The sequence below is a fragment of the Paraburkholderia azotifigens genome (assembly GCF_007995085.1).
Classification (GTDB): domain Bacteria; phylum Pseudomonadota; class Gammaproteobacteria; order Burkholderiales; family Burkholderiaceae; genus Paraburkholderia; species Paraburkholderia azotifigens.
This window is the reverse complement of sequence record NZ_VOQS01000001.1, coordinates 3,216,202-3,241,727: the sequence shown is the minus strand read 5'-3', so window position 1 is coordinate 3,241,727 and position 25,526 is coordinate 3,216,202. Positions and strand designations below refer to the sequence as shown.

Sequence of the window (25,526 nt, the reverse complement as noted above, 5' to 3'; positions counted from 1 at the left end):
ATCTATTGTGTCGCGCCAACTGACGCTCGATCTCGGCACCCCGCCGCCATCGACATTCGACAATTTCTTCGCCGGCGCCAACGCCGAGCTGGTGACGCGCCTGCGCGAACTGGACGCGGCGCTTTCGGCCGGCCCGGTCGCGGACCGCACGTTCTACGTCTGGGGCGAATCGGGCAGCGGCCGCACGCATCTGCTGGAAGCGCTCGTGCATGAAGCGCCGCCCGGCCACGCGCGCTATGCCGGCCCGCAGAGCAGCCTCGCGGCGTTCAGCTTCGATCCCGCCGTCACGCTGTACGCGATCGACGATTGCGAGCGCCTGAACGGCGCGCAGCAGATCGCGCTGTTCAATCTCGTCAACGAAGTGCGCGCGCATCCGACCAGCGCGCTCGTCGTCACGGGCAACGCCGCGCCGATGGGGCTAGAAGTGCGCGAAGACCTGCGCACGCGCATGGGCTGGGGTCTCGTGTTCCACGTCGCGCCGCTCGCCGACGACGGCAAGGCGGCCGTGCTCAAGCGCGCCGCACGCGAACGCGGCATCAATCTCGCCGACGACGTGCCCGCCTATCTGCTCACGCATTTCCGCCGCGACATGCCCAGCCTGATGGCCTTGCTCGACGCGCTCGACCGCTTCTCGCTCGAACAGAAACGCGCCGTCACGCTCCCGTTGCTGCGCACGATGCTCGCTTCGCCCGATAATGCGGGCGGCAGCGCCGACAGTCCGCGGCGCGCGGCTCTACAGGCCTCGTCATCCGCTTCAAGTAAAATAGTCCCTCATGGCTAACCTCGCTCTCTTCGACCTCGATCACACGCTCATCCCCACAGACAGCGACCACGAATGGGGCCGCTTCATGGTGAAACTCGGCATTGTCGAAGCCGAAAGTTTCGCGCGTGAAAACGATCGCTTCTTTGCCGACTACAAGGCCGGCAAGCTCGACATTCATGCCTATCTGGTCGCGATGCTGACGCCGCTGGCGAAATACCCGCGCGCGCAGCTGAAAATATGGCACGACCAGTACATGCACGAAGTCATCAAGCCGGCCATCGTGCCCGCCGCGATGGAACTCGTGCAAAAGCACCTCGACGCAGGCGATCTGTGCTGCATGGTCACCGCGACCAACGAATTCATCACCGCGCCCATCGCCGAAGTGTTCGGCATCGAAAAACTGATTGCGTGCGAAGTGGAAACGGTCGACGGCCATCCAGCTTCGGACTACACCGGCTTTCCGCGAGGCACGCCGAGCTACCGTGAAGGCAAGATCGTGCGCACGGAAGAATGGCTCGCGTCGCTGGGCAAAACCTGGTCGGATTTCGAGCGCAGCTATTTCTACAGCGATTCGCATAACGACATTCCGCTGCTCGAAAAGGTCACCGACCCGATCGCGACCAACCCCGACGACACGCTACGCGCTCACGCGCAGAAGCAAGGCTGGCGCATCCTCGAACTCTTTCAACCCACGTGATCAAGAAACTCATCCGCAAGCTGTTCGGACAGGACGAGGAGCCCGCTGACGAAGCCGCGCCGTCCGCACAATCCGACGATTCCTCGCTCGACGAGCCCGCACACAACGGCCGCGCGACCCGTTCGTCATCGAAAAGCGCCTCGCCGAAAGGCGGCTCGCGTCGCAAGGCCGCCGCTGCAGCCGCCGTGCCCGAGCCCGATGCGCCCGTCATCATCTCGTCCGATATTCACGGCATCGACCCGTCGCTGATTTCCCGCAACGCCATTCGCGTGACGGAAGGCCTGCAGCAGGCGGGCTTTCGCGCGTTCATCGTCGGCGGCGCGGTGCGCGATCTGCTGCTCGGCATCGCGCCGAAAGACTTCGACGTCGCTACCGACGCCACCCCCGAACAGGTGCAGAAGCTGTTCCGCCGCGCACGCATCATCGGCCGGCGCTTCCAGATCGTGCACGTGCAGTTCGGCCAGGAAATCATCGAAACGTCGACGTTCCGCGCACTCGTGGACGCACCGCCCGCCGATTCCGCGCCGCCGCGCCGCCTGAAACGGGACGAACTGGACCGCCGCACGCATGCCGTCGATGCAAGCGGCCGCGTGCTGCGCGACAACGTCTGGGGCGAACAGCACGAAGACGCCACGCGCCGCGACTTCACGGTCAACGCGATGTACTACGACCCCGCGACGCAGACGGTGCTCGACTATCACAACGGCATGGCCGACGTGCGCGCGCGCCTGCTGCGCATGATCGGCGATCCCGCGACGCGCTATCGCGAAGACCCCGTGCGGATGCTGCGCGTCGTGCGCTTCGCGGCGAAGCTCGACTTCGATATCGACGAAGCGACGCGTGCGCCCATCACCGAACTCGCCGACCTGATCAACAACGTGCCCGCCGCGCGTCTGTTCGACGAGATGCTCAAGCTGCTGCTGTCGGGCCACGCGCTCGCGTGCCTGCAGCGTCTGCGCAAGGAAGGGCTGCATCACGGCCTGCTGCCGCTGCTCGACGTGGTGCTGGAACAGCCGCACGGCGAGAAATTCATCACGCTCGCGCTGAACAACACGGACGCGCGCGTGCGTGCAGGCAAGCCGGTGTCGCCCGGCTTCCTGTTCGCCACGCTTCTCTGGCACGACATGCAGCAGCGCTGGCAGCAGTACGAGGCGAACGGCGAGTACCCCGTGCCCGCGCTGCATCGCGCGATGGACGACGTGCTCGACATGCAGACCGAGAAGCTCGCCATTCACAAGCGCTTCTCGTCGGACATGCGCGAAATCTGGGGCTTGCAGCATCGGCTCGAAAAACGCTCGGGCCGCAGCGCGCTAAAGCTGCTGGAACACCAAAGATTTAGAGCGGGGTATGATTTCCTCCTGTTGCGCTGCGAATCGGGCGAACTGGATGAAGCAGTCGGTTCGTGGTGGACAGAGTTCATCGAAGGAGACGCCGCCGCACGCGAAGCACTGCTTTCGCAAGGCGGGAAGGACCGGACGCCCAGAAAACGACGGCGGCGCAGCAGTGGCCGGAACCGCAGCAAACAGGGCGACGGAATGGAGGGCGGCACGGCTTCAGGAAACCAGGCAGCAGACGATGCGAGCCAAGACGGCCCGCATGAGGACTGACGCATTTCCGGCGCGCGCCGTCGAACGCAAGTTGCAGGAAGTTATGCCATGACGGTTGCCTATCTCGGCCTCGGCGCGAATCTCGGGGACGCGCGCCAGACCCTGAAAGACGCGGTGGTGTGTCTCGCACAACATCACACCATCACCGTGCTCGCGAAATCGAGCCTTTATCGAACCGCCCCGATCGACGCGGGCGGCGACGATTATCTGAATCTCGTCGTCAAGCTCGACACTTCGATGCCCGTGCGGCATCTTCTCGCGCTGTGCCATAAGATCGAGCATCACTTCGGCCGGGAGCGTCCTTTTCGCAACGCGCCGCGCACGCTCGATCTCGACATTCTGCTGTACGGCGAACACGCCATCGACGAACCCGATCTGATCGTGCCGCATCCGCGTATGACCGAGCGCGCGTTCGTGCTCGTGCCGCTCCTCGAAATCGAACCCACGCTGATCATTCCGCAACGCGGGCGCGCCGATGCGTTTCTGTCGGCCGTCGCGAATCAGCGCATCGAGAAGATGAAGTCTGCGTGTCAGTGTCTCGCGCCCGGTGTGGCTGACGGCGTCAGCGCCGTGAGCGCCGAGCCGAAAGGCGGTTGCCGATGAATTCGCTGCCCATGACCGCTCCGCCGCTCACCGTGACGGCGCCCGACCTGCGTCCGCCGCACGGCTATCTGACGATCGAAGGGCCGATCGGCGTCGGCAAGACGTCGCTCGCGCGCCGGCTTGCGCAGCGTTGGTCGATGCATGAACTGCTCGAACGTCCGCAGGACAATCCGTTTCTCGAACGCTTTTATCGCGACACGTCGCGCTATGCACTGCAAGCGCAGCTGAGCTTCGCGTTACAGCGCGCGCAGCAGACGCAGGACATCGCCGCGCTGCGCACCACGGGCACGCCGCTCATCACCGATTTCATGACGCAGAAGAACGACATCTTCGCGCGTCTGACGCTGCAGGACGACGAGTACCAGCTGTATCGCGCGCTCGCGGCGAAACTCGATACGCCTGGGCCGTCGCCCGATCTGATCATCTATCTGCAGGCCAGCCCCGAAGTGCTCTTTTCACGCATCCAGAAGCGCGCGGTGCCGATGGAGCTGCAGATTTCGGATGCGTATCTGCGCTCGCTGTGCGACGCCTACAACGACTTCTTCTATCACTATGACGGCGCGTCCGTTCTCACGGTCAGCGCCGAACACCTGAACCCGCTCGAATCCGACGCGGACCTTGCTTTGCTCGTCGAACGCATCGAAACGATGCGCGGGCGCAAGGAATTCTTTGTCAAAGGCGGCACGCTATAGCGTCTGGCTGCAGCGTGTAGCCGCTTCATCAACGGACTCCCCATGACCTATTTGCAGGAGACGAGCCGCAGCGCCGTCACCGTCCCGAAACTCCTCGCGATGCGCGAAGCCGGCGAAAAGATCGCGATGCTCACGTGCTATGACGCGAGCTTCGCGGCGCTGCTCGATCGCGCGGGCGTCGACTCGCTGCTGATCGGCGATTCGCTCGGCAACGTGCTGCAAGGACAGAGCACCACGCTGCCAGTCACGCTCGGCGAAATCGCCTATCACACGGCCTGCGTGGCGCGCGCGAAGCCGTCGGCGCTGATCGTCGCCGACATGCCGTTCGGCACCTACGGCACGCCCGCCGATGCTTATGCGAACGCCGTCAAGCTGATGCAGTCGGGGGCGCAAATGATCAAGCTCGAAGGCGGCGAATGGCTCGCGGATACGGTGCGCTTTCTGGTCGAGCGCTCGGTGCCCGTGTGCGCGCACGTCGGGCTCACGCCGCAATCGGTGCATGCTTTCGGTGGCTTCAAGGTGCAGGGTAAGACGGAATCCGGCGCGGCCCAACTGCTGCGCGATTCGCGCGCGATGCAGGACGCGGGCGCGCAACTGCTGGTGATGGAAGCGATGCCGACGCTGCTGGCCGCCGAAGTCACGAAGCAACTGCGCATTCCGACGATCGGCATTGGAGCGGGCGTCGATTGCTCGGGTCAGGTGCTCGTGCTGCACGACATGCTGGGCATTTTCCCCGGCAAGCGGCCGCGCTTCGTAAAGGATTTCATGCAGGGGCAGCCGAGCATTCTTGCTGCTGTCGAAGCGTATGTGCGGGCCGTTAAAGACGGCACCTTTCCGGGGCCGGAGCACACGTTCTGATTCAGGTCTGGCGGCGCTTTCGGGCGCCGCTTTTCATTGTGCCCGCAGTAGTTCGGGCTTCGTTCGGTCGATCACACATCTTTAGGACGGGTCCGATTCGGCCTGCAATCGGTCTCATCTATCTTCGTTCTCCTTTTAGCGCGCGAGCCGCGCATCGACGGAGAACCCGCCATGAGCCCCTTTTGCCTGATCGACGTCACGAGCATTCGCGACCATGCCCACCACGGCCACGAATATGACGCAACGTGGCACGCGCGACTGAGCGCGTGGATCGGGCGCCTGCTGCATCGGCATCACGTCTGATGCCCGCCTTTGCGTTGTGCCTTTCAGCGCTGCCGGTCCAACCATTCAAGCAATAATGCGCGCCGGCAACGCGCCACGCAGCGCATTGCAAAGCATCAGCGCTTCAGCGTTCACTACATCTTCCCGCGTCAGCACCCGCTCGCCCGCCTGCATGCCGGGATCGTCGAGCAGCGCGCCCCGCATTACGCCCGGCAACACGCCCGACGCTAACGGCGGCGTCCACCAGCGCCCCTCGAGCTTCACGAAAACGTTTGAGCGCCCGCCCTCGGTCAACTCGCCGCGCTCGTTGAAGAACAGCGTATCGAACGCATCGTGAGATTCGGCTTCGCGCCAGCCGCGATCGTATTCCGCGCGGCGCGTCGTTTTGTGCAGCAGCAACGGATCGGCGGCCAGCGTCGCCGCGAACCCGCGATCCGGGCCCAGCAGCACGCCGACCACTTCGTCCGTCAGCGGCACGAGCGGCGCAACCGTGATTTCCGTTGCGCCCGCCTTGTCGAGCGTGAGTCGCATCCGGTGCGGCGTTGCGCTACGCAGCGGCGCGCATTGTGCAACGAGCTGCGCGCGCACGCTGTCTTCGTCGAATGGGAAACCCAGCCAGCGCGCGCTATTGCCGAGCCGCGCGAGATGGCGTTCGAGATGCCGCACGCCATCCTCACGCGTCGCGTACATCGTTTCGAATAGCTGGAAGCCAGGGTCGGCTTCCGTCAGGAAACGTGCTTTCAATTTGCACTCCGCGTATTCGTCTTGCGCCACACTGTCGAGCACGATGCCCGCGCCGATACCCATTTCGCCGCGCCGCGGTCCGAAGGGCGTCGCGGCGCCGAGCGTCAGCGTGCGAATCGCCACCGACAGACAGAAATCGCCGCACTGCTTGCCAGCTGCTTCGCCGAGATCGGGCGGCGCGTCGAACCAGCCGATCGCGCCTGTGTAGAGGCCGCGCGGCGTCGATTCGAGCTGCTCGATCAGTTGCATGGTCTTGTGCTTCGGCGCGCCCGTGATCGAGCCGCAGGGAAACAGCGCGCGTAAAACATCGGCGAACGAGGTGCGCGGACGCAACGTCGCTGTCACCGTCGACGTCATCTGCCAGACCGACTGATACGGCTCGACGGAAAAGAGCGCGGGTGTCTTGACCGTACCCGTTTCGGCGATCCGCGACAGATCGTTGCGCAGCAGATCGACGATCATCACGTTTTCGGCGCGGTTCTTCGGATCGTGAGACAGGAATTCGGCTGCCGCGCGATCCTGTTCGGCGTTCGACGAGCGTGGCGCCGTTCCCTTCATCGGCCGGGTGCGTAGTGACGCGCCCTTTTTCTCGACGAACAGTTCCGGCGAGCACGAAACCACCCACCGATCGGCGGGCAACGCGATCAACGCGCCGTAATGAACCGACTGACGCGCGCGAAGCCGCCTGAAAAGTGCGGCCGGCGTGCCGAACATGTCGAAATACAGGCGGTAGGTGTAGTTGATCTGATAGGAGTCGCCGGCGCGCAAGGCCTCGTGGACGGCATCGATAGCCTGCGTGAAGGCCCTTTCGTCGACGCTCGCGTGAATGCCGCCGATGCCCGCCACGGAAGGCTCGACCGCCGCGCTGTCATAGAGCGCGAGCCAGGTGTCCACCTCGTCGCGCGACATTTTCTGGCACTGATCGAACAATAAAAAACGCAGCGTGCCAGCGGCGCGCTGCGTCTTCTGTTGCAAAGCCTGTCCGAACTCGTAGTCGGCCAGCACGACCGCGAAAAGGCCGCTGTCGACATCGGCCGAGGCCGCATCGCACACGGCATCCAGCTGCGCGCGGTCAGTGCAGACGTGTTCGTGCCGAAACCCCGTATAGAGCCGGCTCGACCGGCGACTCGAGGTCGAGTCGCAGTCGTCCAGCAACGCGAACACGGTGCCTGTTGCTTGAGCCGCCATGCATACCGCCAACTTCAGAATGCGTTAGTCGAAAAAGCTCTTGACGCGGTCGAACCAGCTCTTGCTCTGCGGGCTATGACGCGCGCCCCCTTCGACCAGCGACTTTTCGAACTGCTGCAGCAGATCACGTTGCGCATCCGTGAGCTTGACGGGCGTTTCCACCTGCACATGCACGTACAGATCGCCGGCGATGCTCGAACGCAGGCCCTTGATACCCTTGCCGCGCAGACGGAACGTCTTGCCCGATTGCGTGCCTTCAGGCACCGTGAAGCTCGCGCGGCCCGCAAGCGTCGGCACTTCGATCTCGCCGCCGAGGGCAGCCTTTGTGAACGGGATGGGCATCTGGCAATGCAGATCGTCGCCATCGCGCTCGAACACCGTGTGCGCCTTGATGTGAATCTCGACGTACAGGTCGCCCGACGGACCGCCGTTGATGCCCGGCTCGCCGTTGCCAGCCGAGCGGATACGCATGCCGTCGTCGATGCCGGCCGGAATCTTGACTTCCAGCGTCTTGGTTTCCTTGGTCTTGCCTGCGCCGTGGCAGTGCGTGCAAGGCTCGGGAATATAGGTGCCCGTACCATGACACTTCGGGCACGTCTGCTGGATGCTGAAGAAGCCTTGCGACATGCGCACGGCACCCGAACCGTTACAGGTCGGGCAGGTTTCCGGCTTCGTGCCAGGCTTCGCGCCCGAACCGTGACAGATTTCGCACGATACCCAGCTAGGCACGCGGATCTGCGTGTCGTAGCCATGTGCGGCCTGCTCGAGCGTAATCTCCATGCTGTAGCGCAGATCTGCGCCGCGATACACCTGTGGACCACCGCGGCCCCCGCGTCCACCTGCCGCCGCCTGGCCGAAGATGTCGCCGAAGATATCGCCGAATGCGTCGGCGAAACCGCCGAAACCCTGTGCGCCCGCACCCGCCATGTTCGGATCGACACCCGCGTGGCCATACTGGTCGTACGCTGCACGCTTTTGCGAGTCCGACAGCATTTCATAGGCTTCCTTCGCCACTTTGAAATGCTCTTCCGCATCCTTGTTGCCCGGATTGCGGTCGGGGTGATACTTCATCGCGAGCTTGCGATAAGCCTTCTTGATTTCGTCGTCGCCCGCGTTCTTCGCGACGCCCAGAACCTCGTAGTAATCCCGTTTCGCCATATCGGTTCAACGCCATCCGCGCGATGCGGCGCGGCGGCTCCTCTTGAATGCTGGAGTCTCGCGACTCGTAAGGCCCGGACCATGCCCGCAATTACGGGTCAAAAGCCCTGCCCTCCATAAAACAAATGTGCCCGGAGAGCCAAAAAGGCTCGCCAGGCGCGTGATCGGTTCAATCGCCCGAAAGTTTCAGGCGCCAACCTTTGTCAGCCGGGCCGCGCACATACCCGCGCGCAGCCTTGCGGTCGAACAGAACCCGGCTTAGTCCTTCTTCACTTCCTTGAACTCGGCGTCGACGACGTCGTCGGCCTGCTGGCTCGCGCCGGCCGCTTCGGCGCCTGCTGCACCCGCCGCACCGGCCGCGCCCGCTGCACCTTGCGCCTGCATGTCGGCGTACATTTTCTCGCCGAGCTTCTGCGACGCCGTTGCAACCGTCTCGATCTTCGCTTCGATGGCAGCCTTGTCGCTGGAGCCGTTCTTCAGCGTCTCTTCGAGATCCTTCAACGCAGCTTCGATCTTTTCCTTCTCGCCCGCGTCCAGCTTGTCGCCGTATTCGGTGAGCGCCTTCTTCGTGCTGTGGACCAGCGCGTCGCCCTGATTGCGGGCATCCGCCAGTTCACGCAGCTTGTGATCTTCTTCCGCGTTCGCTTCCGCGTCCTTCACCATCTTCTCGATTTCGGCTTCCGACAGACCCGAGTTCGCCTTGATCGTGATGCGGTTTTCCTTGCCCGTCGCCTTGTCCTTCGCGCCGACGTGCAGAATGCCGTTCGCGTCGATGTCGAAGCTCACTTCGATCTGCGGCACGCCGCGCGGTGCGGGCGGAATGCCTTCCAGGTTGAACTCGCCCAGCAGCTTGTTGCCGGCCGCCATTTCGCGCTCGCCCTGGAACACCTTGATCGTCACGGCGCCCTGGTTGTCGTCCGCCGTCGAATACACCTGAGCGTGCTTCGTCGGGATCGTGGTGTTCTTGTTGATCATCTTCGTCATCACGCCGCCAAGCGTTTCGATGCCCAGCGACAGCGGCGTCACGTCCAGCAGCAACACGTCCTTGCGGTCGCCCGACAGCACCTGGCCCTGAATGGCCGCGCCGACTGCAACGGCTTCGTCCGGGTTCACGTCACGGCGCGGATCCTTGCCGAAGAACTCCTTCACCTTTTCCTGCACCTTCGGCATACGCGTCTGGCCGCCGACGAGAATCACGTCGTCGATTTCGCCGACCTTCACGCCTGCATCCTTGATCGCGACGCGGCACGGCTCGATAGTGCGCTCGATCAGGTCTTCGACCAGCGCTTCCAGCTTGGCACGCGTGATCTTCAGGTTCAGGTGCTTCGGACCCGATGCGTCAGCCGTGATGTACGGCAGGTTGATTTCCGTCTGCTGGCCCGACGACAGTTCGATCTTCGCCTTTTCAGCTGCTTCCTTCAGGCGTTGCAGCGCGAGCACGTCCTTCGACAGATCGACGCCCTGCTCCTTCTTGAACTCGCCGATGATGTAGTCGATGATGCGCTGGTCGAAGTCTTCACCGCCGAGGAACGTGTCGCCGTTGGTCGACAGCACTTCGAACTGCATTTCACCGTCCACGTCCGCGATTTCGATGATCGAAATGTCGAACGTGCCGCCGCCCAGGTCGAACACCGCGATCTTGCGGTCGCCCTTCTCTGCCTTGTCCAGACCGAACGCGAGGGCAGCTGCCGTCGGTTCGTTGATGATGCGCTTGACTTCCAGACCGGCGATACGGCCTGCGTCCTTCGTAGCCTGACGCTGGCTGTCGTTGAAGTACGCCGGCACCGTGATCACGGCTTCCGTGACGGGCTCGCCGAGGTAGTCTTCGGCCGTCTTCTTCATCTTGCGCAGCACTTCCGCCGACACCTGCGACGGCGCGAGCTTGTTGCCATGCGCTTCGACCCATGCGTCGCCGTTATCGTGCTTGACGATCTTGTACGGCATCAGGCCGATGTCCTTCTGCACTTCCTTTTCTTCGAAGCGGCGGCCGATCAGGCGCTTGACCGCGTACAGCGTGTTCTTCGGGTTCGTGACCGACTGACGCTTCGCGGGCGCGCCGACGAGAACTTCGTTGTCGTCCATGTAGGCGATGATCGACGGCGTGGTGCGAGCACCTTCCGAGTTCTCGATCACCTTGACCTGATTGCCTTCCATCAGCGCCACGCACGAGTTGGTGGTGCCGAGGTCGATGCCGATGATTTTGCCCATTTTTACTAATCTCCTGACTTTGATCGCTGCGGGCATCGCTGGCTGGCCCTTCCGGCCACCGGGCGCCCCGCCCCTGAATTTCATCCTGCACTCAACATAAGTGCAGCCGCATCGTTTTCAAGACCCTTATGCGATGCGGTCATTAAATTTTTTCAATCGGTTTTGCCGTCGCCTGAACTGCCGCTTCCCGAGCCGACCGCCGCTGAGGCAGACAATCCCGATCCGGCCGCCGCTGAGCCGGGCCACCTGAGCCGGCCGCGCGGATTTTCTCACGAGCCGCGGCAACGGCTGCCTCGAATTGCGCCAGGCCATGCCAGCCCGTCACCCGCCCGAGACGCTTGCCCCGGTGGAAAAAGAACCACGTCGGCACGCCGTGCAGCATGAAGCGCCGGCCGAGATCGCGATGTTCATAGACGTTACTGTGAAACCAGCGCAAGCCGAGCGCACGGATCGAATCCGGCTGCGCGAGCATCGCCTTCTTCGCGATTTCGCAGTTGAAGCAGTCGAGCCCCCAGAAAAACGCCACCGCCAGGTCGTCGCGCGCCGACTGGATGCCGGCGTCGAAGGTATCGGCGGTGAGTTCCTGCACGTCGAAGGCCGCCAACGCGGTACTGTCGACGGGGATGCCGGCCATAACGCGAGGTGCTGCTTACTTCGGCGCCGCGACGGTAACGAGCGCCGGACGCAGCACGCGGTCGGCGATCACGTAGCCCTTTTGCAGCACGGCGACAACCGTGTTCGGCTCCTGCTCCGCGGGGACCATCGAAATGGCCTGATGGCGGTGCGGGTCGAACTTTTCGCCGACCGGGTTGAGTGCGAGCACCTTGCCCTTCTCCAGCGCGCCCGTCAGCTGACGCAGCGTGAGTTCGACGCCTTCGCGAACCTTGGCGAGATCGTCGGAGGAGTGCGTGACGGCGGCCTCGAGGCTGTCGACGACGGGCAGCAGATGCTCGGCAAAACTTTCGATCGCGAATTTGTGCGCCTTCGCGACGTCTTCCTGGCCGCGGCGGCGGACGTTTTCCGTCTCAGCCTTCGCGCGCAGGAAGCTCTCCTGCAGTTCGGCCACCTTGGCCTGAGCTTCGGCCAATGCGGCTTCGGCGCCTGACGGCTGGGCTTCGCCGGCCGCGGCCGGCTGCTGCGCCTGACCCTGCGGCTCGCCCGATGCGGCCTCCGCGGCCTGGCGCGCGGCTTCGTCGGCGGGCGTGGGGTTCTGGCTCGTCGGATTCTCTTGCGTGTTTTCCATGTCGCTGAATTTCAAAAAATGAAGGCCAAGAAACGGCGGCAGTTTACTGGGACTCGCCCGATAGGCGTGGTGCCGATACAACATGCCGGCCGCGCATCAACGGTGCAAGTAAGGATGCACACGCCGTATTTCAAGGCTTCCGCCGATGTTTTTTGCACCTCGCAGGGGCCCGGAAATCTGGCGTAACGAGCATTTCGCGCGCGACATCATATTGAGATTGAGCGCGCTGCGCGAGTGTCCTAAACTCAACTTGAGCGTCCGAAAAGGCACGTTAACCCTAACCTGACGCTAGCCTTACCACCAGCTCAATTGCCCGTTTCCGCTTGCATTCTCCAAAGGGAGTACCGTGAAACTGACCTTCGCAATATCGGTGGTCGCATTGGTACTCATTGCAGGCACCACGACCATCTGCATGTCCGGGGTAGTCAACGAACATACGACCGAATACGGCGGCGTTCACGAGACCATCGAGCAGCTGTTCAACCCCCACTGGAAATTTTGTCGATGACGCGCCTGTCGCGTTTGGTCGGCCGCCCGTGCATGCTGGCGGCCGGTTCGCGATAGGTCTTGCGTCGCTCGTTTTCCTGCTGCCGCTTCAGCCTGCCTTCTTCCGTTTCAGCGTAGAGCGTCTGCGCGACGCTCGCCGGCCCGCGCACATCGCACACGCCCAGCACCTCGACCTGCCACACGATCCGCTCGATGTCGATCTCGACGAGATCGCCCACCCGCACTTCCTTGGCCGGCTTCACGGTCGCGCCGCCGATCCGCACCCGCCCCTTTTCGACGGCATCCGCCGCCAGCGAACGCGTCTTGAAGAAGCGCGCCGCCCACAGCCACTTGTCGATGCGCAAGCGAGCGCCCGGTTCGGTAGAAATCTTGTAGTTCATCAGTCCTTCTTCAGGCGTTATCAGACGCCATGAGCCATCTCATGAGCCGTTACACGGATGCAGATTGCATGCCGGATACGCAAATTCAAGCCACCGACGCGCTTTGCGGCGCAACTGCCTGAACCGGCCAGCCCTGCAGATGCTGCGCGACGATCTCGCCGAGCGCCGCGATCCACGCGGGCGCCGCGTTCAGGCAGGGAATGGCGTGAAAAACTTTCCCGCCGGCGTGAACGAACTCGTCGCGCACTTCCATGCCGATTTCCTCGATCGTCTCCAGGCAATCCGCCGTGAAGCCCGGGCAGAACACGTCCGCGCGATGCACGCCCGCTGCGCCAAGTTCCTTCAAGGTCGGCGCCGTATAAGGCTGGAGCCATTCGGCCTTGCCGAACCGCGACTGGAACGTCACGCGGCATTCGACGGACGTCAGTCCTAGCGCATGCATCAACAGCGACGCCGTCTGCTGACATTGATCGTGATACGGATCGCCGAGGTCGAGCGTGCGCTTCGGCACACCGTGAAAGCTCAGCACGAGCTTGTCGCCTGCCGCGAAATCAGGACGGCCGTGCGTATGCCAGTAGTGATTCACCTGCGCCGCGAGCGCCGCGATATACGCGGGGTGATCCGCATACTGCCGCACCGTGCGGATTTCCGGCTGATTGCGCATCCGCTTGAGCGCGGCAAAGGCGTCGTCGAAAGCGGTGGCCGTCGTCGACGACGAATACTGCGGGTACATCGGCATCAGCAGGATGCGCTCGGCGCCTGCCAGCTTCAGCTGGTTCAGCATGGCGGGAATGTCGGGCGTGCCGTAGCGCATCGCGTAGTCGACGATCACCGTGTAGTCGTTCAGATGCAGCAGATGCCGCAGCCCTTCCACCTGCTTTTGCGTATGCACGCGCAGCGGCGAGCCTTCGGGCATCCACACCGACGCATACTTTTTCGCCGAAGCCACGCCGCGAAAAGGCAGGATGAACAGACGCAGGATGATTTGCCACACGAACGCCGGAATCTCGACCACGCGCGGATCGGACAGGAACTGCGCGAGATAGCGCCGCACGGCGCGAGGCGTCGGCGCATCGGGCGTGCCGAGATTGATTAGCAACACGGCGACGCGATGTGCCGTAGCAGATTGCAAGGGCCGCTCGAGGTCGAAGCGCATAGGCAAAAGACAGGAGCCGCGCAACGGCGCGGCACGTAATGGACTGAAGCTCATTATAGCGGCGCGGTCCGACGGCGATACCTGGCCGTTCGGCCAATTGGCACGGCGAAAAACGCCGCGCATGATGAACGTCATCGCGGCGTCGGCGTGCGCTCGGGGTTACTGCTGACTGAGCGTCATGGAAAGCAGGCGCGCGGTGATGTCGACGATGGGAATCACGCGGTTGTACGCCATGCGCGTCGGGCCGATCACGCCGAGCGTGCCGACGATCTTGCCGTTCACTTCGTACGGCGCTGTCACCACGCTCATTTCCTCGATGGGCACGAGGTTCGACTCGCCGCCAATGAATATCTGCACGCCTTGCGCGTGACTCGACACGTCGAGCAACTGAAGGAGGCTGGTCTTTTGATCGAACACATCGAAAAGCTTGCGCAGCCGCGCCATGTCCGACGAAAGGTCGGCCACTTCGAGCAGATTGCGCTCGCCCGAAATCAGCACGGTTTCGCCCGTGTCCGTGACGTCCGTGCTCGCGGTGACGGCCGCGTGCATCAGCGTCGTCATGTCGCCGCGCAGTTCGTCGATTTCCTCGCGCAGACGCCGGCGCACCTCGTCGAACGACAGACCCGCGAAGTGCGCGTTGATGTAGTTGGACGCCTCGACCAGTTGCGAGGGCGTGAAGTCGCGCTGCGTGGCCATGATCCGGTTCTGCACGTCGCCTTCCGGCGTCACGATGATCAGCAGGATGCGCTTGTCGGACAGGCGCAGGAACTCGATCTGCTTGAATACGTGGCTGCGGCGCGGCGTCAGGATCACGCCCGCGAACTGCGACAGATTGGAGAGCACGCTCGCGGCGGCCGCCACCACCTTCTGCGGCTCGCCCGGCTGCAGCGTGGTCTTGACCGCGCGCATCACGGCGTCCTCGTCGGCGGAAGGCTCGACGGTCAGCATCGTGTCGACGAACAGCCGGTAGCCTCGCGGCGTCGGAATGCGTCCCGCCGACGTATGCGGACTGATAACCAGCCCCAGCTCCTCCAGATCGGACATCACGTTGCGGATCGTCGCCGGGCTGAGTTCGAGCCCGGAGTACCGCGACAGCGTGCGCGAGCCGACCGGCTGACCTTCGGCGATATACCGCTCGATCAGCGTTTTAAGGAGCGTTTGTGCGCGAGGATCTAGCATGGCGAAAAATTTTAGCGTAACCACCACATCGCGGCGAGCGCCCGGCGGCACACGGCGCAGCGGCTTTGCCGCCCGGTGCGCCCGCCGCGACACCCGCTGCGCGCATGAGCCGCATCGCTTGGGTCTATGCAGTCGTCACGTCTGTCATGAGGACTTCACCATTCTAACGATAATCGGACCAGGGCTGGCCCGCGTCACGCGGCCGCCGGGGATCCGCCCCGGCCGGCGCGCCGCCGCCGTCGACGGTTCTTTTCAGGTCGCACCTATGGTGTAATGCCGGCATGCAAGCTAACAGCCAGTTCAAGACCGTTGCGCTCGTCGGGCGCAGCAATACGCCGGGCATCGGGGAGCCGCTGACCGCGCTCGCCGCGTGCATCGAAAAGCTCGGCTTCGAGGTCGCGTTCGAGGCGGAAACCGCGCAGGAAATCGGCGCGACGCGCTGGCCCGCGCTGCGTCCGGCGGAAATTGGCGCGCGCGCGGACGTGGCGATCGTGCTCGGCGGCGACGGCACGATGCTCGGTATCGGCCGCCAGCTGGCGCCGTACAAGACGCCGCTGATCGGCATCAACCACGGGCGGCTCGGCTTCATCACCGACATCCCGTTCTCCGACATGCGCGAGATCATTCCGCAGATGTTGTCGGGCAGCTTCGAACTGGAAGAGCGCACGCTGCTCGAATCGCGGATCATGCGCGACGGCCAGCCGATCTACCACGCGCTCGCGTTCAACGACGTCGTGGTGAACCGTTCGGGCTTTTCGGGCATGGCGGAACTGCGCGTCTCCGTGGACGGGCGCTTCATGTACAACCAGCGTTCGGACGGGCTGATCGTCGCGACGCCGACGGGCTCGACGGCCTACGCGCTGTCGTCGCAAGGGCCCATCCTGCATCCGCAGCTGCAGGGCCTCGTGCTCGTGCCGATCGCGCCGCATGCGCTGTCGAACCGGCCCATCGTGATCCCGGACGACTCGAAGGTCAGCATCCAGATCATCTCGGGCCGCGACGTCAACGTAAATTTCGACATGCAGTCGTTCACGGCGCTTGAACTGAACGACACGATCGATGTGCGCCGCTCGCGCCATACGGTGCCTTTCCTGCATCCCGTCGGCTACAGCTACTACGCGACGCTGCGCAAGAAGCTCCACTGGAACGAGTACCCGTCGCACGAAGACGACCCGGACAACTGAGCGCACGCAGCGCTTCGAGCCGGACACACCAACCGTAACGCCAACTCACGCAAGCCACGCCAGACAGACGCGCCATGCTCCGCCACCTTTCGATACGCGACTTCGTCATCGTCGCCGCGCTCGACCTCGAATTCGACAGCGGCTTTACGGTCTTCTCCGGCGAAACGGGCGCCGGCAAATCCATTCTCATCGACGCGCTCGCACTGGCGCTCGGCTCGCGCGCCGATGCGAGCGTCGTGCGCACGGGTGAAGCGCGCGCAGACATCACGGCCGAGTTCGACACGCATCCGCTCGTCGATGCATGGCTCGACGAACAAGCGCTCGCCGTCGACGAAACGGAGCACGGCAACATCGTGATGCTGCGCCGCGTGGTCGACGCGAACGGCCGCTCGCGCGCGTTCATCAACGGCACGGCGGCAACGCTCACGCAGCTGCGCGAAGTCGGCGAAATGCTCGTCGACATTCACGGCCAGCACGCGCACCAGTTATTGATGCGGCCGGACGCGCAGCGCGAACTGTTCGACACGCACGCCGGCCTGCTCGACACGGCGGCCGCCGTCACTCGCGCCTGGCGCGCCTGGCGCGACGCGGCGCAGGCGGTCGAAACCGCGCAGAGCAAGGACCGTGAACTGCAACTGGAACGCGAGCGCCTCGCGTGGCAACTCACTGAACTCGACAAGCTCTCGCCGCAGCCGGGCGAGTGGGAAGAGGTCAACGCCGAACACCGGCGGCTGTCGCATTCGGCGAATCTGATCGACGGCGTGCAGGGCGCGTTATCGGCATTGTCCGAATCGGACGAAGCGATGCTCGGCCATCTGTCGTCGGTCATTTCCAGGCTGCGCGATCTCGCCGAGATTGATCCCGAACTGAACGACGCGCTCGCCGCGCTCGAACCCGCCGAGATCCAGTTGCAGGAGGCCGCGTACTCGCTGAGCCACTATGCGCAGCGGCTCGAACTCGATCCCGACCGGCTTGCGCAGGTCGAAAAGCGCCTCGACGCGCTGCATTCGGCCGCCCGCAAATTCCGGCTACGGCCGGAAGCCTTGCCGCAGGAGCATGAGGAGCGCCGCGAGCAGCTCGCGAAGCTCGACGCCGCCGCCGATCTCGACGCATTGCACGCCGTCGAGGCCAAGGCGAAAGAGGCCTACGCCGCCGAAGCGAAGGTGCTATCCAAAGCGCGCGCAAAAGCCGCGAAAGCCTTGGGCGCAGCCGTCACGACGGGCATGCAGGAACTGTCGATGGTGGGCGGCAGCTTCGAGGTCGCGCTCGTGCCGCTGCCCGAAGGCGGCGCGCACGGAATGGAACAGATCGAATTCCGCGTCGCGGGCCACGCCGGCGTGCCGCTGCGGCCGCTCGCGAAAGTGGCCTCGGGCGGCGAACTCGCGCGCATCAGCCTCGCGCTCGCGGTAATCGCGAGCGCCGCCAGCCCGACGCCGACGCTGATCTTCGACGAAGTGGACACGGGCATTGGCGGCGGGGTCGCGGAAGTGGTGGGCCGGTTGCTGCATCAGCTCGGCGGACAACGCCAGGTGTTGTGCGTGACGCACTTGCCGCAGGTCGCCGCACGAGGCGACCAGCATTTCCAGGTCGCCAAGAGCGGCAACGGCAAGGGCGGGACGATCAGCACGGTGACGTCGCTGGACAAGTCGAGCCGTATCGAAGAAGTCGCGCGCATGCTCGGCGGCCTGGAAATCACGGCCACCACGCGCAAGCACGCGAAGGAAATGCTGAGGGCGGCGTAACGCTTTTCAGTGCTCGGGACAGGCCACGGCTGCGTCCCGAGCTTCACGCCGAGTCGGCAGAGGTTATCCGAACACCCGCCGCCACAACCGCAGCACGGCTTCGCGTTCCTTTTCGACCGTCTGCGGCTCGACCCGCGCCTTCTCCATGCCGTCCAGCCGCAGCTTGTGCTGCAGCTTCCGATACGTCCGGTAAGCCGCGCCGACCGTATCCGCCTCCTCGCCACTCATCAGCCCGAAGCGCGACACCTCGCGCAGCAGCGCGATATTGCCCGTGTTGCGGATCAGCTCGGGATCTCGCGCCGCGTGCAGCAGCACCCAGTACTGCACGGCAAACTCGATATCGACCATACCGCCGCGATCGTGCTTGAGATCGAACAGCTCGGTCCGGTTCGGATGGCCTTCCTCGACGCGCCGGCGCATGTCGACGATTTCGGCGGAGAGCGTGGCCGCGTCGCGCGGCGTCGTCAGCACCTGTTCGCGGATCGCCTCGAACTGCGCGCCGATGGCGGGATCGCCCGCACAGTAGCGCGCGCGCGTCAGCGCCTGGTGTTCCCAGACCCAAGCCGTATTGGCCGCGTCGCCCTCGCGCAGCTGATAGCGGCGGAAGGCGTCGAGGTCGGTGACAAGCAGGCCCGATTCGCCGTTCGGGCGCAGCCGCAAGTCGACGTCGAACAGCGTGCCCGCGCCCGTTGCCGTCGTGAGCCAGGTGATCAGACGGCGCGTGAAGGTTGCGTAGATATCGGACGCGTTGTCGTCGGCATCTTCGTACAGGAAGATCAGATCGAGATCCGACGCATAGCCGAGCTCCTTCCCGCCCAGCTTGCCGTACGCGATGATCGCGAAGCGCGGCACCTCGCGATGGCGCTTGGCGAGCTGGTTCCAGACGGCTTCGATTGTCACGTCTAGCACGGCGTCGGCGAGTTCGGACAGCCGGTCGCTGACATGCTCGACGCTCAGCTTGCCCGCCAGATCGATCAGCAGAATGCGGAACACTTCGGCCTGGTGGGCGTGCCGCAGCAAGTCCATCTGATGCTCGACGCCGTCGGCCGCGGCGAGCCGCGCACGCAGCGTGCGCTTGAACTCCGGCCAGTCGAACGGACTGGCCATCGCTTCGTCGTCGAGCAGTTCGTCGAGCAGTTGCGGATGGCGAATCAGATAACCGGCCGCCCAGCGCGACGCGCCGAGCACCGACAGCACCCGATGCAGCGCCTGCGGATATTCGGTCAGCAACGCGAGATACGCGCCGCGCCGCCCGATGGCTTCCAGCAGATCGAACAGGCGCACGAGAATATCGCCGCGCCGCTCGGCGGGCTCCAGCGTATGCGCGGCCTCGAGCGCGCGCTGCGCGACGATGTCGAAGCGCTGGCGGCTGCTTTCCGCGAGACCCGCATAGCGCGACGAGTGCCACACGGCCTTCAGGCGTGCGAGAAGATCGGCGGGACGTTCGATGCCCAGTTCGACGAGCCGCGCAGCGAGCGCCTCGTCGGCGCTGTCGTCGGCGAGCGCGCTGCTCCAGACCCACACGGCCGCGCCGTCTTCGCGCGCGCCGCAGCCGCCCTGCCCGCTCACCTTGTCGGCGAAAATCTGGTCGAACTGCTGCTCGACGAGCTCGCGGTGCGTTTCGAGTTTCGCCATCAGCGACGCGTAGTCGTCGAAGCCCATCGCCTGCGCGAGATGCGCGCGCTCGGCGGGATCGACGGGCATCGCGTGGGTCTGCGCGTCGTTTCTATATTGCAGACGGTGTTCGAGATCGCGCTGAAACAGATAGGCGCTCGTGAGATCCGAGCACACGCCCGGCGACACGAGTCCGCGCGCGGCCGCGTGGCGCAGCACGGCGAGCGTCGGCCGCACGCGGAAGCCCGCGTCCTGGCCGCCGCGGATCAGCTGGAAAACCTGCGCGCTGAATTCGATTTCGCGGATGCCGCCGCGGCCGAGCTTGATGTCGTCGGCCTTGTCGGGACGCATCGACGCGCGCCGCTGCGCTTCCTGGCGAATCTGCAGATGCAGCGAGCGGATCGCGCTGATCACGCCGAAATCCAGATAGCGACGGTAGATGAACGGCTTCACGATCGCATCGAGCTGCTTCGACAGGCGGCGCGCCGAATCGGTGGCATGCTCGGACACGAGCCGGCCCTTGATCCACGCGTAGCGCTCCCATTCGCGGCCCTGCACGTAAAAATATTCTTCGAGCATGCCGAGACTGCACACCAGCGGCCCCGAATCGCCGTTCGGCCGCAGCCGCATGTCGACGCGAAACACGTAGCCGTCCGCCGTGACTTCGGCGAGCGCCGCGATCAGCCGCTTGCCGAGCCGCGTAAAGAATTCCTGTGTCGCAATGGACGAGCGCTGGCCGCCCGTCGTTTCGCCATCGTCCTCATAGACGAAGATCAGGTCGATATCCGACGATACGTTCAGCTCGCGCCCACCCAGCTTGCCCATGCCGACCACGCCCAGCGACAGCCGTTCGCCCTGCGCGCCGCGCGGCTCGCCGTAGAGCGCTTCGAGATCGGCGGACACGACGGCCATTGCGCGCTGGATCGTCGCTTCCGCCAGATCGGTCATCGTGCCCGTCACTTCGGCGACGTCGGCCGCGCGGGACAGGTCGCGCTCCATCACCGCGCAGAACACTTCCGCGCGCAACTGGCGCAACGCCCTTTTCAGCGCGTCTTCGGAGAGCGGCGCATCAGGTGCGGCGCGCAACGCGTTCAGCAAGGCATCGAGCCGCTCGTCGATACGCTCGCGGGTGACAGGCGCCGCCGCCAGCGCCGCCACACGGGACGCGAGATCGGGTTGTGCCGCGCAGGCACGGGACGCATAGTGCGAATAGCTGGAACTCAACAGGGATGGTTCGGTCATCGAAGATCTGGCTCGCTCGTTGCGTGATTCCTGCTCCGGGCCATCGCAGCCGTTGCTCGCGCACGCCGCCGACACCCCGTGTGGCCTTGTCCACAAAGGCCGACCCATATGTTCGTAGCGGCTGGCCCGTGTGATACATTTCGTCGTTAGACCGCAAAACTACCATACGCCTACCCCGTCGCAGCATGTCCGAGCGAAACTCATCCGCCGACCCGCACGAAGCTGGACGCGTCAACCCCGTAGGCGGAGGCGATCATGCAGTGCTGCGCCACACGCTGCGCGTCCTGCTCGGCATTGCGCTGTTCCTGTACTTCGTCGTCGTACTTGCCGTACTCGGCCTGCGCTATGTCGTGCTGCCGCGCGTCGATTCGTTCCGCCCGCAAATCGAGACGGCCATCTCCGACAAGATCCACGCCCAGTTCAGGATCGGCAAGATTGCGCCGCATTGGACGGGCTTCCAGCCCGGCCTCGAAGTCACCGACGTCACCATCACCAACCGCGACGGCAAGGCCGCGCTGACCATTCCGCATGCAAGCGCGACGGTGTCCTGGTCGTCCATCTGGAAGCTGGCGCCCATCCTGTCGAGCGTGATCGTCGACAAGCCGGATCTGCTGATCGAGCGCGAGTCGGACGGCTCGCTGACCGTCGCGGGCGTGATGGTGCCCACCACCCACTCGGGCAATGACACGTTCAGCACCTGGCTCTTGCGCCAGCAGGCGATGATCCTGCGCGGCGGCACGCTGCGCTGGCACGACACGCGCCGCGACGCGCCCGAGATCGCGCTGCAGGACATCCGCCTCGCCATTCTCAGCGACGGCTACGATCACCGGCTCGCACTGCAGGCGCCGCCCGACGGCAAGGTGCTGTTCGGACCGCTCGACTTCCGCGCGGACTTCCGTCACACGCGGCTCGCGTCGATCGGCAAGCCGATCAACTGGACAGGCGAAGCCTACATCTCGACGGGCTCGGTCGATCTCCCCACGCTTGCCCGTTACATGGACTTTCCGATCCAAACCTACGCGGGCCGCGTCGGCAACAAGATCTGGCTCCAGTTCGCGCAAGGCCGCGTGCGCTCGGCGTCGGGCGAGGCGTCGGGCAGCAATATCGCGCTGCGCGTAAAGCCGACGCAGCCGAAGCTCGACGTGCCCGTCGCGAGCTTTTCGTGGGCCGTCGCGCACGACGGCGACGAGTGGACGCTCGACCTCAACGATCTGCGCGCCGAACTCGGCCAGCCGCCGCTCGACGACGGCACGCCCGTCGCGCGCATCCTCGCGCTGCACACGCTGTCGAGCCGTTACCGGATGCCGAGCGTCCAGCACGGCCAGTTGATCAGCATCACGGGCGACCGCGTCGATCTTGGCATCCTCGCGGAATTCAGCCGCGCGCTGCCGCTGCCGAAGCGGCTGCTGAACGGCCTCTTGCGCTTCAATCCGCGCGGCCTGGTGGCGAACTACACGATCGAAATCGAACGCGGCACGCCGGATTCGGGCGAAGCGGCCACCGAGCATCGCGAAACAGGCGCGGAACCGATCGTCCGCTATCGCTTCAAGGCCGACCTGCAGGGCATCAGCGTCGCCGCCCAGGAGCCGCCGCCGGGTTTGACCGCGCGGAACCATCCGCGCGCCGGCATTCCGGGCGTCGAGAACCTGTGGGGCAGTGTCGATGCCGATGAAAAGCACGGCTCGATTTCCATCGACACGGCCAACGCCGCGCTCACGCTGCCCGGCGTGTTCGACGATCCGCGCCTGATCTTCGATCACCTGAGCGGCAAGGGCGCATGGACGATCGCGTCGACCATCGAGCCAGGTCAGCGGCACAAGGCGTTCAAGGTCGATGTGTCGGAGCTGAAAGTGTCGAACGCGGATACGGCCGCGAAGGCGACGGCCAGCTATTCGAACGTCGGCAGCGGACGCGGCTCGCTCGATCTGAAAGCCGACTTCGAGCGCGCGCAGGTCAACCGCATCACGCGCTACCTGCCGACCAGCATCAGCGAAAGGCTGCGCATCTATTTGGCGCACGGATTGCAGGCGGGCATCTCGCGCGGCGCGACGATCGAAATTCACGGCAATCTCGAGAAATTCCCCTATTCGCGCGATCCGGGCGCGGGCGTGTTCAAGATCGTCGCGCCGTTCAAGGGCGGCCGCTTCGACCCGTCGCCCTATCCGCCGCGCACGATGAAGAACGGCACGCCCAATGTGTGGCCCGCGCTCGACGGCATCGACGGCACCTTCCTGCTGAAAGAGCAACTGCTGCGTTTCGACGTCGACCGCGCGCACTACAAGCACGTCGCGCTCGGCCCGGTGACGGGCAAGATCGACGACATGGGCAACCGGGCGTCGAGCCTGATCATCACGGGCGACGGACGCGGGCCGCTCGCCGACATGCTCGACTACGTGAACAACAGCGCGCTCGGCGGCCTCGCGAAACATCAGACGGAAAAGCTGCACGCCGACGGACCTGCCGCGCTCGCGCTCAAGCTGACGGTGCCGCGCAACCCGCCTGTGCCGCCCGGCGTCACGCCGCCGAAGACGCATGTGGCCGTCGAGGGTTCGCTCGCTTTCGAGAACGACCGGCTTGCGATGGACAACGTCCCGCCGCTGTCGCAACTGCGCGGCAAGGTCCGGTTCACCGACCATACGGCGCAGATCGACGGGCTGACGGGTCAGTTCATGGGCGGCGACGTGCATGCCAAAGGCGGGCTGAACCAGCAAGGCGCGTATGCGCTCGACGTGTCCGGCCATGTCGCCGTGGATGCCGCGCGCGACCTCAATCTGCGCGGCCTGCCCGCGCAGGTGCTCACGCGCATGAACGGCAGCGCGCCCTACGACATCAGCGTGCATGGCGCGAAAGGCGGCTTGCCCGAAGTCGCCGTCCATTCTGACCTGACGGGGCTCGCGCTGAATTTCCCGGCGCCGTTCAACAAGCCGATCGGCACGCCGATGCCGCTCGGCTTCACCTTCAAACCGACGGTCGGCAGCGGCGGCAGCGCGGTCGCGAACAACGGCGCAGCGACGGGCGACAGCAACGCCGCGAACAACGGCGGCCTGCAGCGCGCCGACCTCACCTTCGGCCCCATCGCGGCCTCCTATCTCGTGAAGCGCACGCCCGGCGAGCCTCCCGAAGTCGTGCGCGGCGCAATCGGCGTGAACCGGACTACGGACCTGCCCTCGGAAGGCGTGATCGCCGCCGTCGACATCGACGCGCTCGACGCCGACGCGTGGCGCGCCCTCTTCCTGCAGATGCGCAAGGCCAACGAAGGCGTCGCGCCCGTGCCGCCCAGCGCCACGGCTGCACAGTTCATGCCGAACCGATTCGCGATCCACATCGGCACGCTGACGCTGCTCAAGCGCCACTGGGAAAGCGTGGTGGTCGGCGCGTCGCACGTCGACAAGCAATGGCAGGCCAACATCGCGTCGAATCAGGTGTCGGGCCACGTGTCATGGCTGCCGGGCGCGCAGCCGGGTTCGCCGGGCACGTTGCAGGCCCGGCTCGCGCGGCTCGTGATTCCGTCGGCGACCGAAAACGATCTGCTCGGCCCCGCGATCAACCAGCCGGCACAAAACATTCCTTCGATCGATCTCGTCGTCAACGAGCTGATCGTGCGCGAGCGCAATCTCGGCAAGCTCGAAGTCAACGCGCATAACTTCGAGGACAACGGCACGCCCGTCTGGCAACTCGATTCGCTCGAAATCAGCAACCCGGCCGCCGACCTGAAGGCGACGGCGAACTGGCGCACGGGCCGCAACTACGGTCCGAACCAGGACGACGAAGCCGAACGCAGCACCGAACTCGACTTCAAGCTGGACATCAAGGACGCCGGCCTGCTGCTCGAGCGCGCCGGCCTGCCGCGCACGCTCAAGGCGGGCGAAGGCTCGCTGTCGGGCAAGCTCGGCTGGCGCGGCGGTCCGACCAAGCCCGACTATCCGACGCTCAACGGCAATCTGGCCGTCGATCTGCGGCACGGGCAGATTCTCAAGGTCGATCCCGGCGTCGCGAAGCTGCTCGGCGTGCTGAGCCTGCAGAGCCTCGCGCGCTACGCATCGATGAATTTCCGCGATGTGATCGGCGAAGGCCTGCCGTTCGAGCACGTCACGGGCACCGCGCAGGTCGTGAACGGTATCGGCTCGACGAACAACTTCGAGATGGTGACGGCGCCGGCGCGCGCCGAGATGAAAGGCACCGTCGATCTGGCCCATGAAACGCAGAACCTCAACGTGCATATCGTGCCGACTGTCAGCGCGGGCACGGGCGTCGTCGTGGCGGCCGTGATCAATCCGCTGCTCGGGCTCGCCGCGCTGATCGGCGATCTCGCGCTGTCGCGTTCGATCGAACATGCGTTCGCGCGCGATTATGCGATCACGGGTTCGTGGGCCAAGCCGCACGTCGAGCGGGTCCACGGAGATAGCGGTAATATGAACGCGCCGGCCACCATCGTGACGCCGAACTGAGGCCACGGCGCTTCCGGCAGCGTTGCTGCAG

At 64.8% G+C, this 25,526-nt stretch carries 19 protein-coding genes; 10 read left to right on the top strand and 9 right to left on the bottom strand.

Features of this window, described 5'->3' with window-relative positions; genetic code table 11:
• Positions 1-7: 7 nt before the first annotated feature.
• From hda to FRZ40_RS45720, 7 genes are all read left to right on the top strand, one after another.
• The gene (gene hda, locus FRZ40_RS14570; protein WP_147234479.1) at positions 8-781 is read left to right on the top strand and encodes a DnaA regulatory inactivator Hda; all 774 of its coding nucleotides are present in this window, start codon (positions 8-10) and stop codon (positions 779-781) included.
• Complete coding sequence (locus tag FRZ40_RS14565) at positions 774-1,460, top strand: histidinol-phosphatase (RefSeq protein WP_028371916.1); 687 nt, start codon at positions 774-776, stop codon at positions 1,458-1,460. The genes hda and FRZ40_RS14565 overlap by 8 nt, the downstream gene beginning before the upstream one ends.
• A complete protein-coding gene (pcnB, locus tag FRZ40_RS14560; protein ID WP_147234478.1) occupies positions 1,457-3,067 on the top strand; it encodes a polynucleotide adenylyltransferase PcnB in 1,611 nt (536 codons plus the stop codon). Before FRZ40_RS14565 ends, pcnB begins: the two co-directional genes overlap by 4 nt.
• 48 nt (positions 3,068-3,115) lie before the next feature.
• On the top strand, positions 3,116-3,670 hold the full coding sequence (gene folK / locus FRZ40_RS14555) for a 2-amino-4-hydroxy-6-hydroxymethyldihydropteridine diphosphokinase (protein ID WP_028371914.1): 555 nt from the start codon (positions 3,116-3,118) through the stop codon (positions 3,668-3,670).
• 11 nt (positions 3,671-3,681) lie between these two features.
• Entirely contained in the window at positions 3,682-4,362 is a 681-nt protein-coding gene (locus FRZ40_RS14550; protein ID WP_028371913.1) for a deoxynucleoside kinase, read from the top strand.
• 42 nt (positions 4,363-4,404) lie between these two features.
• Positions 4,405-5,220 carry a 3-methyl-2-oxobutanoate hydroxymethyltransferase gene (gene panB, locus FRZ40_RS14545; protein WP_147234477.1) on the top strand — a complete coding sequence of 272 codons (816 nt, stop codon included), beginning with the start codon at positions 4,405-4,407 and terminating at the stop codon, positions 5,218-5,220.
• A 171-nt stretch (positions 5,221-5,391) separates the two neighbouring features.
• Complete coding sequence (locus FRZ40_RS45720; RefSeq protein ID WP_275670997.1) at positions 5,392-5,523, top strand: hypothetical protein; 132 nt, start codon at positions 5,392-5,394, stop codon at positions 5,521-5,523.
• A gap of 45 nt (positions 5,524-5,568) precedes the next feature.
• On the opposite strand, the gene pabB is transcribed toward FRZ40_RS45720, so the two are convergent.
• From pabB to hrcA, 8 genes are all read right to left on the bottom strand, one after another.
• Positions 5,569-7,434, bottom strand: a complete 1,866-nt coding sequence (gene pabB / locus FRZ40_RS14540) for an aminodeoxychorismate synthase component I (RefSeq protein ID WP_147234476.1) — start codon at positions 7,432-7,434, stop codon at positions 5,569-5,571.
• 24 nt (positions 7,435-7,458) lie between these two features.
• Entirely contained in the window at positions 7,459-8,592 is a 1,134-nt protein-coding gene (dnaJ, locus tag FRZ40_RS14535) for a molecular chaperone DnaJ (RefSeq protein ID WP_147234475.1), read from the bottom strand.
• A 258-nt stretch (positions 8,593-8,850) separates the two neighbouring features.
• A complete protein-coding gene (gene dnaK, locus FRZ40_RS14530; protein ID WP_028371908.1) occupies positions 8,851-10,800 on the bottom strand; it encodes a molecular chaperone DnaK in 1,950 nt (649 codons plus the stop codon).
• 142 nt (positions 10,801-10,942) lie between these two features.
• Positions 10,943-11,434: a thioredoxin family protein gene (locus FRZ40_RS14525; RefSeq protein WP_240057149.1), complete on the bottom strand. Its 492-nt coding sequence runs from the start codon at positions 11,432-11,434 to the stop codon at positions 10,943-10,945.
• 15 nt (positions 11,435-11,449) lie between these two features.
• Complete coding sequence (gene grpE / locus FRZ40_RS14520; protein WP_028371906.1) at positions 11,450-12,043, bottom strand: nucleotide exchange factor GrpE; 594 nt, start codon at positions 12,041-12,043, stop codon at positions 11,450-11,452.
• 479 nt (positions 12,044-12,522) lie between these two features.
• Positions 12,523-12,930, bottom strand: coding sequence for an RNA-binding S4 domain-containing protein (locus FRZ40_RS14515; RefSeq protein WP_028371905.1), 408 nt, complete (start codon positions 12,928-12,930; stop codon positions 12,523-12,525).
• 85 nt (positions 12,931-13,015) lie between these two features.
• The gene (gene hemH / locus FRZ40_RS14510; protein WP_028371904.1) at positions 13,016-14,086 is read right to left on the bottom strand and encodes a ferrochelatase; all 1,071 of its coding nucleotides are present in this window, start codon (positions 14,084-14,086) and stop codon (positions 13,016-13,018) included.
• A gap of 159 nt (positions 14,087-14,245) precedes the next feature.
• Positions 14,246-15,265, bottom strand: a complete 1,020-nt coding sequence (hrcA, locus tag FRZ40_RS14505) for a heat-inducible transcriptional repressor HrcA (RefSeq protein WP_028371903.1) — start codon at positions 15,263-15,265, stop codon at positions 14,246-14,248.
• 281 nt (positions 15,266-15,546) lie between these two features.
• On the opposite strand from hrcA, the gene FRZ40_RS14500 reads away from it, so the two are divergent.
• Together FRZ40_RS14500 and recN are read left to right on the top strand one after the other, a co-directional pair.
• Positions 15,547-16,449 carry an NAD kinase gene (locus tag FRZ40_RS14500; RefSeq protein WP_147234474.1) on the top strand — a complete coding sequence of 301 codons (903 nt, stop codon included), beginning with the start codon at positions 15,547-15,549 and terminating at the stop codon, positions 16,447-16,449.
• A gap of 74 nt (positions 16,450-16,523) precedes the next feature.
• Positions 16,524-18,191 carry a DNA repair protein RecN gene (gene recN, locus FRZ40_RS14495; protein WP_147234473.1) on the top strand — a complete coding sequence of 556 codons (1,668 nt, stop codon included), beginning with the start codon at positions 16,524-16,526 and terminating at the stop codon, positions 18,189-18,191.
• A 63-nt stretch (positions 18,192-18,254) separates the two neighbouring features.
• On the opposite strand, the gene glnE is transcribed toward recN, so the two are convergent.
• Positions 18,255-21,155 carry a bifunctional [glutamate--ammonia ligase]-adenylyl-L-tyrosine phosphorylase/[glutamate--ammonia-ligase] adenylyltransferase gene (gene glnE / locus FRZ40_RS14490; RefSeq protein ID WP_167528653.1) on the bottom strand — a complete coding sequence of 967 codons (2,901 nt, stop codon included), beginning with the start codon at positions 21,153-21,155 and terminating at the stop codon, positions 18,255-18,257.
• 77 nt (positions 21,156-21,232) lie between these two features.
• On the opposite strand from glnE, the gene FRZ40_RS14485 reads away from it, so the two are divergent.
• Positions 21,233-25,495, top strand: coding sequence for a YhdP family phospholipid transporter (locus tag FRZ40_RS14485; RefSeq protein WP_147234471.1), 4,263 nt, complete (start codon positions 21,233-21,235; stop codon positions 25,493-25,495).
• Positions 25,496-25,526 lie beyond the last annotated feature (31 nt).

Excerpts from the sequence above, each read along its gene's own strand:
- grpE (WP_028371906.1), bottom strand. The coding sequence starts at position 12,043 with ATGGAAAACACGCAAGAGAATCCGACGAGCCAGAACCCCACGCCCGCC.
- panB (WP_147234477.1), top strand. The coding sequence starts at position 4,405 with ATGACCTATTTGCAGGAGACGAGCCGCAGCGCCGTCACCGTCCCGAAA.
- FRZ40_RS14550 (WP_028371913.1), top strand. The coding sequence starts at position 3,682 with ATGACCGCTCCGCCGCTCACCGTGACGGCGCCCGACCTGCGTCCGCCG.
- FRZ40_RS14515 (WP_028371905.1), bottom strand. The coding sequence starts at position 12,930 with ATGAACTACAAGATTTCTACCGAACCGGGCGCTCGCTTGCGCATCGAC.
- pabB (WP_147234476.1), bottom strand. The coding sequence starts at position 7,434 with ATGGCGGCTCAAGCAACAGGCACCGTGTTCGCGTTGCTGGACGACTGC.
- FRZ40_RS14565 (WP_028371916.1), top strand. The coding sequence starts at position 774 with ATGGCTAACCTCGCTCTCTTCGACCTCGATCACACGCTCATCCCCACA.
- recN (WP_147234473.1), top strand. The coding sequence starts at position 16,524 with ATGCTCCGCCACCTTTCGATACGCGACTTCGTCATCGTCGCCGCGCTC.
- folK (WP_028371914.1), top strand. The coding sequence starts at position 3,116 with ATGACGGTTGCCTATCTCGGCCTCGGCGCGAATCTCGGGGACGCGCGC.
- FRZ40_RS14525 (WP_240057149.1), bottom strand. The coding sequence starts at position 11,434 with ATGGCCGGCATCCCCGTCGACAGTACCGCGTTGGCGGCCTTCGACGTG.
- hrcA (WP_028371903.1), bottom strand. The coding sequence starts at position 15,265 with ATGCTAGATCCTCGCGCACAAACGCTCCTTAAAACGCTGATCGAGCGG.
- dnaK (WP_028371908.1), bottom strand. The coding sequence starts at position 10,800 with ATGGGCAAAATCATCGGCATCGACCTCGGCACCACCAACTCGTGCGTG.
- FRZ40_RS45720 (WP_275670997.1), top strand. The coding sequence starts at position 5,392 with ATGAGCCCCTTTTGCCTGATCGACGTCACGAGCATTCGCGACCATGCC.
- dnaJ (WP_147234475.1), bottom strand. The coding sequence starts at position 8,592 with ATGGCGAAACGGGATTACTACGAGGTTCTGGGCGTCGCGAAGAACGCG.
- FRZ40_RS14500 (WP_147234474.1), top strand. The coding sequence starts at position 15,547 with ATGCAAGCTAACAGCCAGTTCAAGACCGTTGCGCTCGTCGGGCGCAGC.
- hemH (WP_028371904.1), bottom strand. The coding sequence starts at position 14,086 with ATGCGCTTCGACCTCGAGCGGCCCTTGCAATCTGCTACGGCACATCGC.
- glnE (WP_167528653.1), bottom strand. The coding sequence starts at position 21,155 with ATGGGTCGGCCTTTGTGGACAAGGCCACACGGGGTGTCGGCGGCGTGC.
- FRZ40_RS14485 (WP_147234471.1), top strand. The coding sequence starts at position 21,233 with ATGTCCGAGCGAAACTCATCCGCCGACCCGCACGAAGCTGGACGCGTC.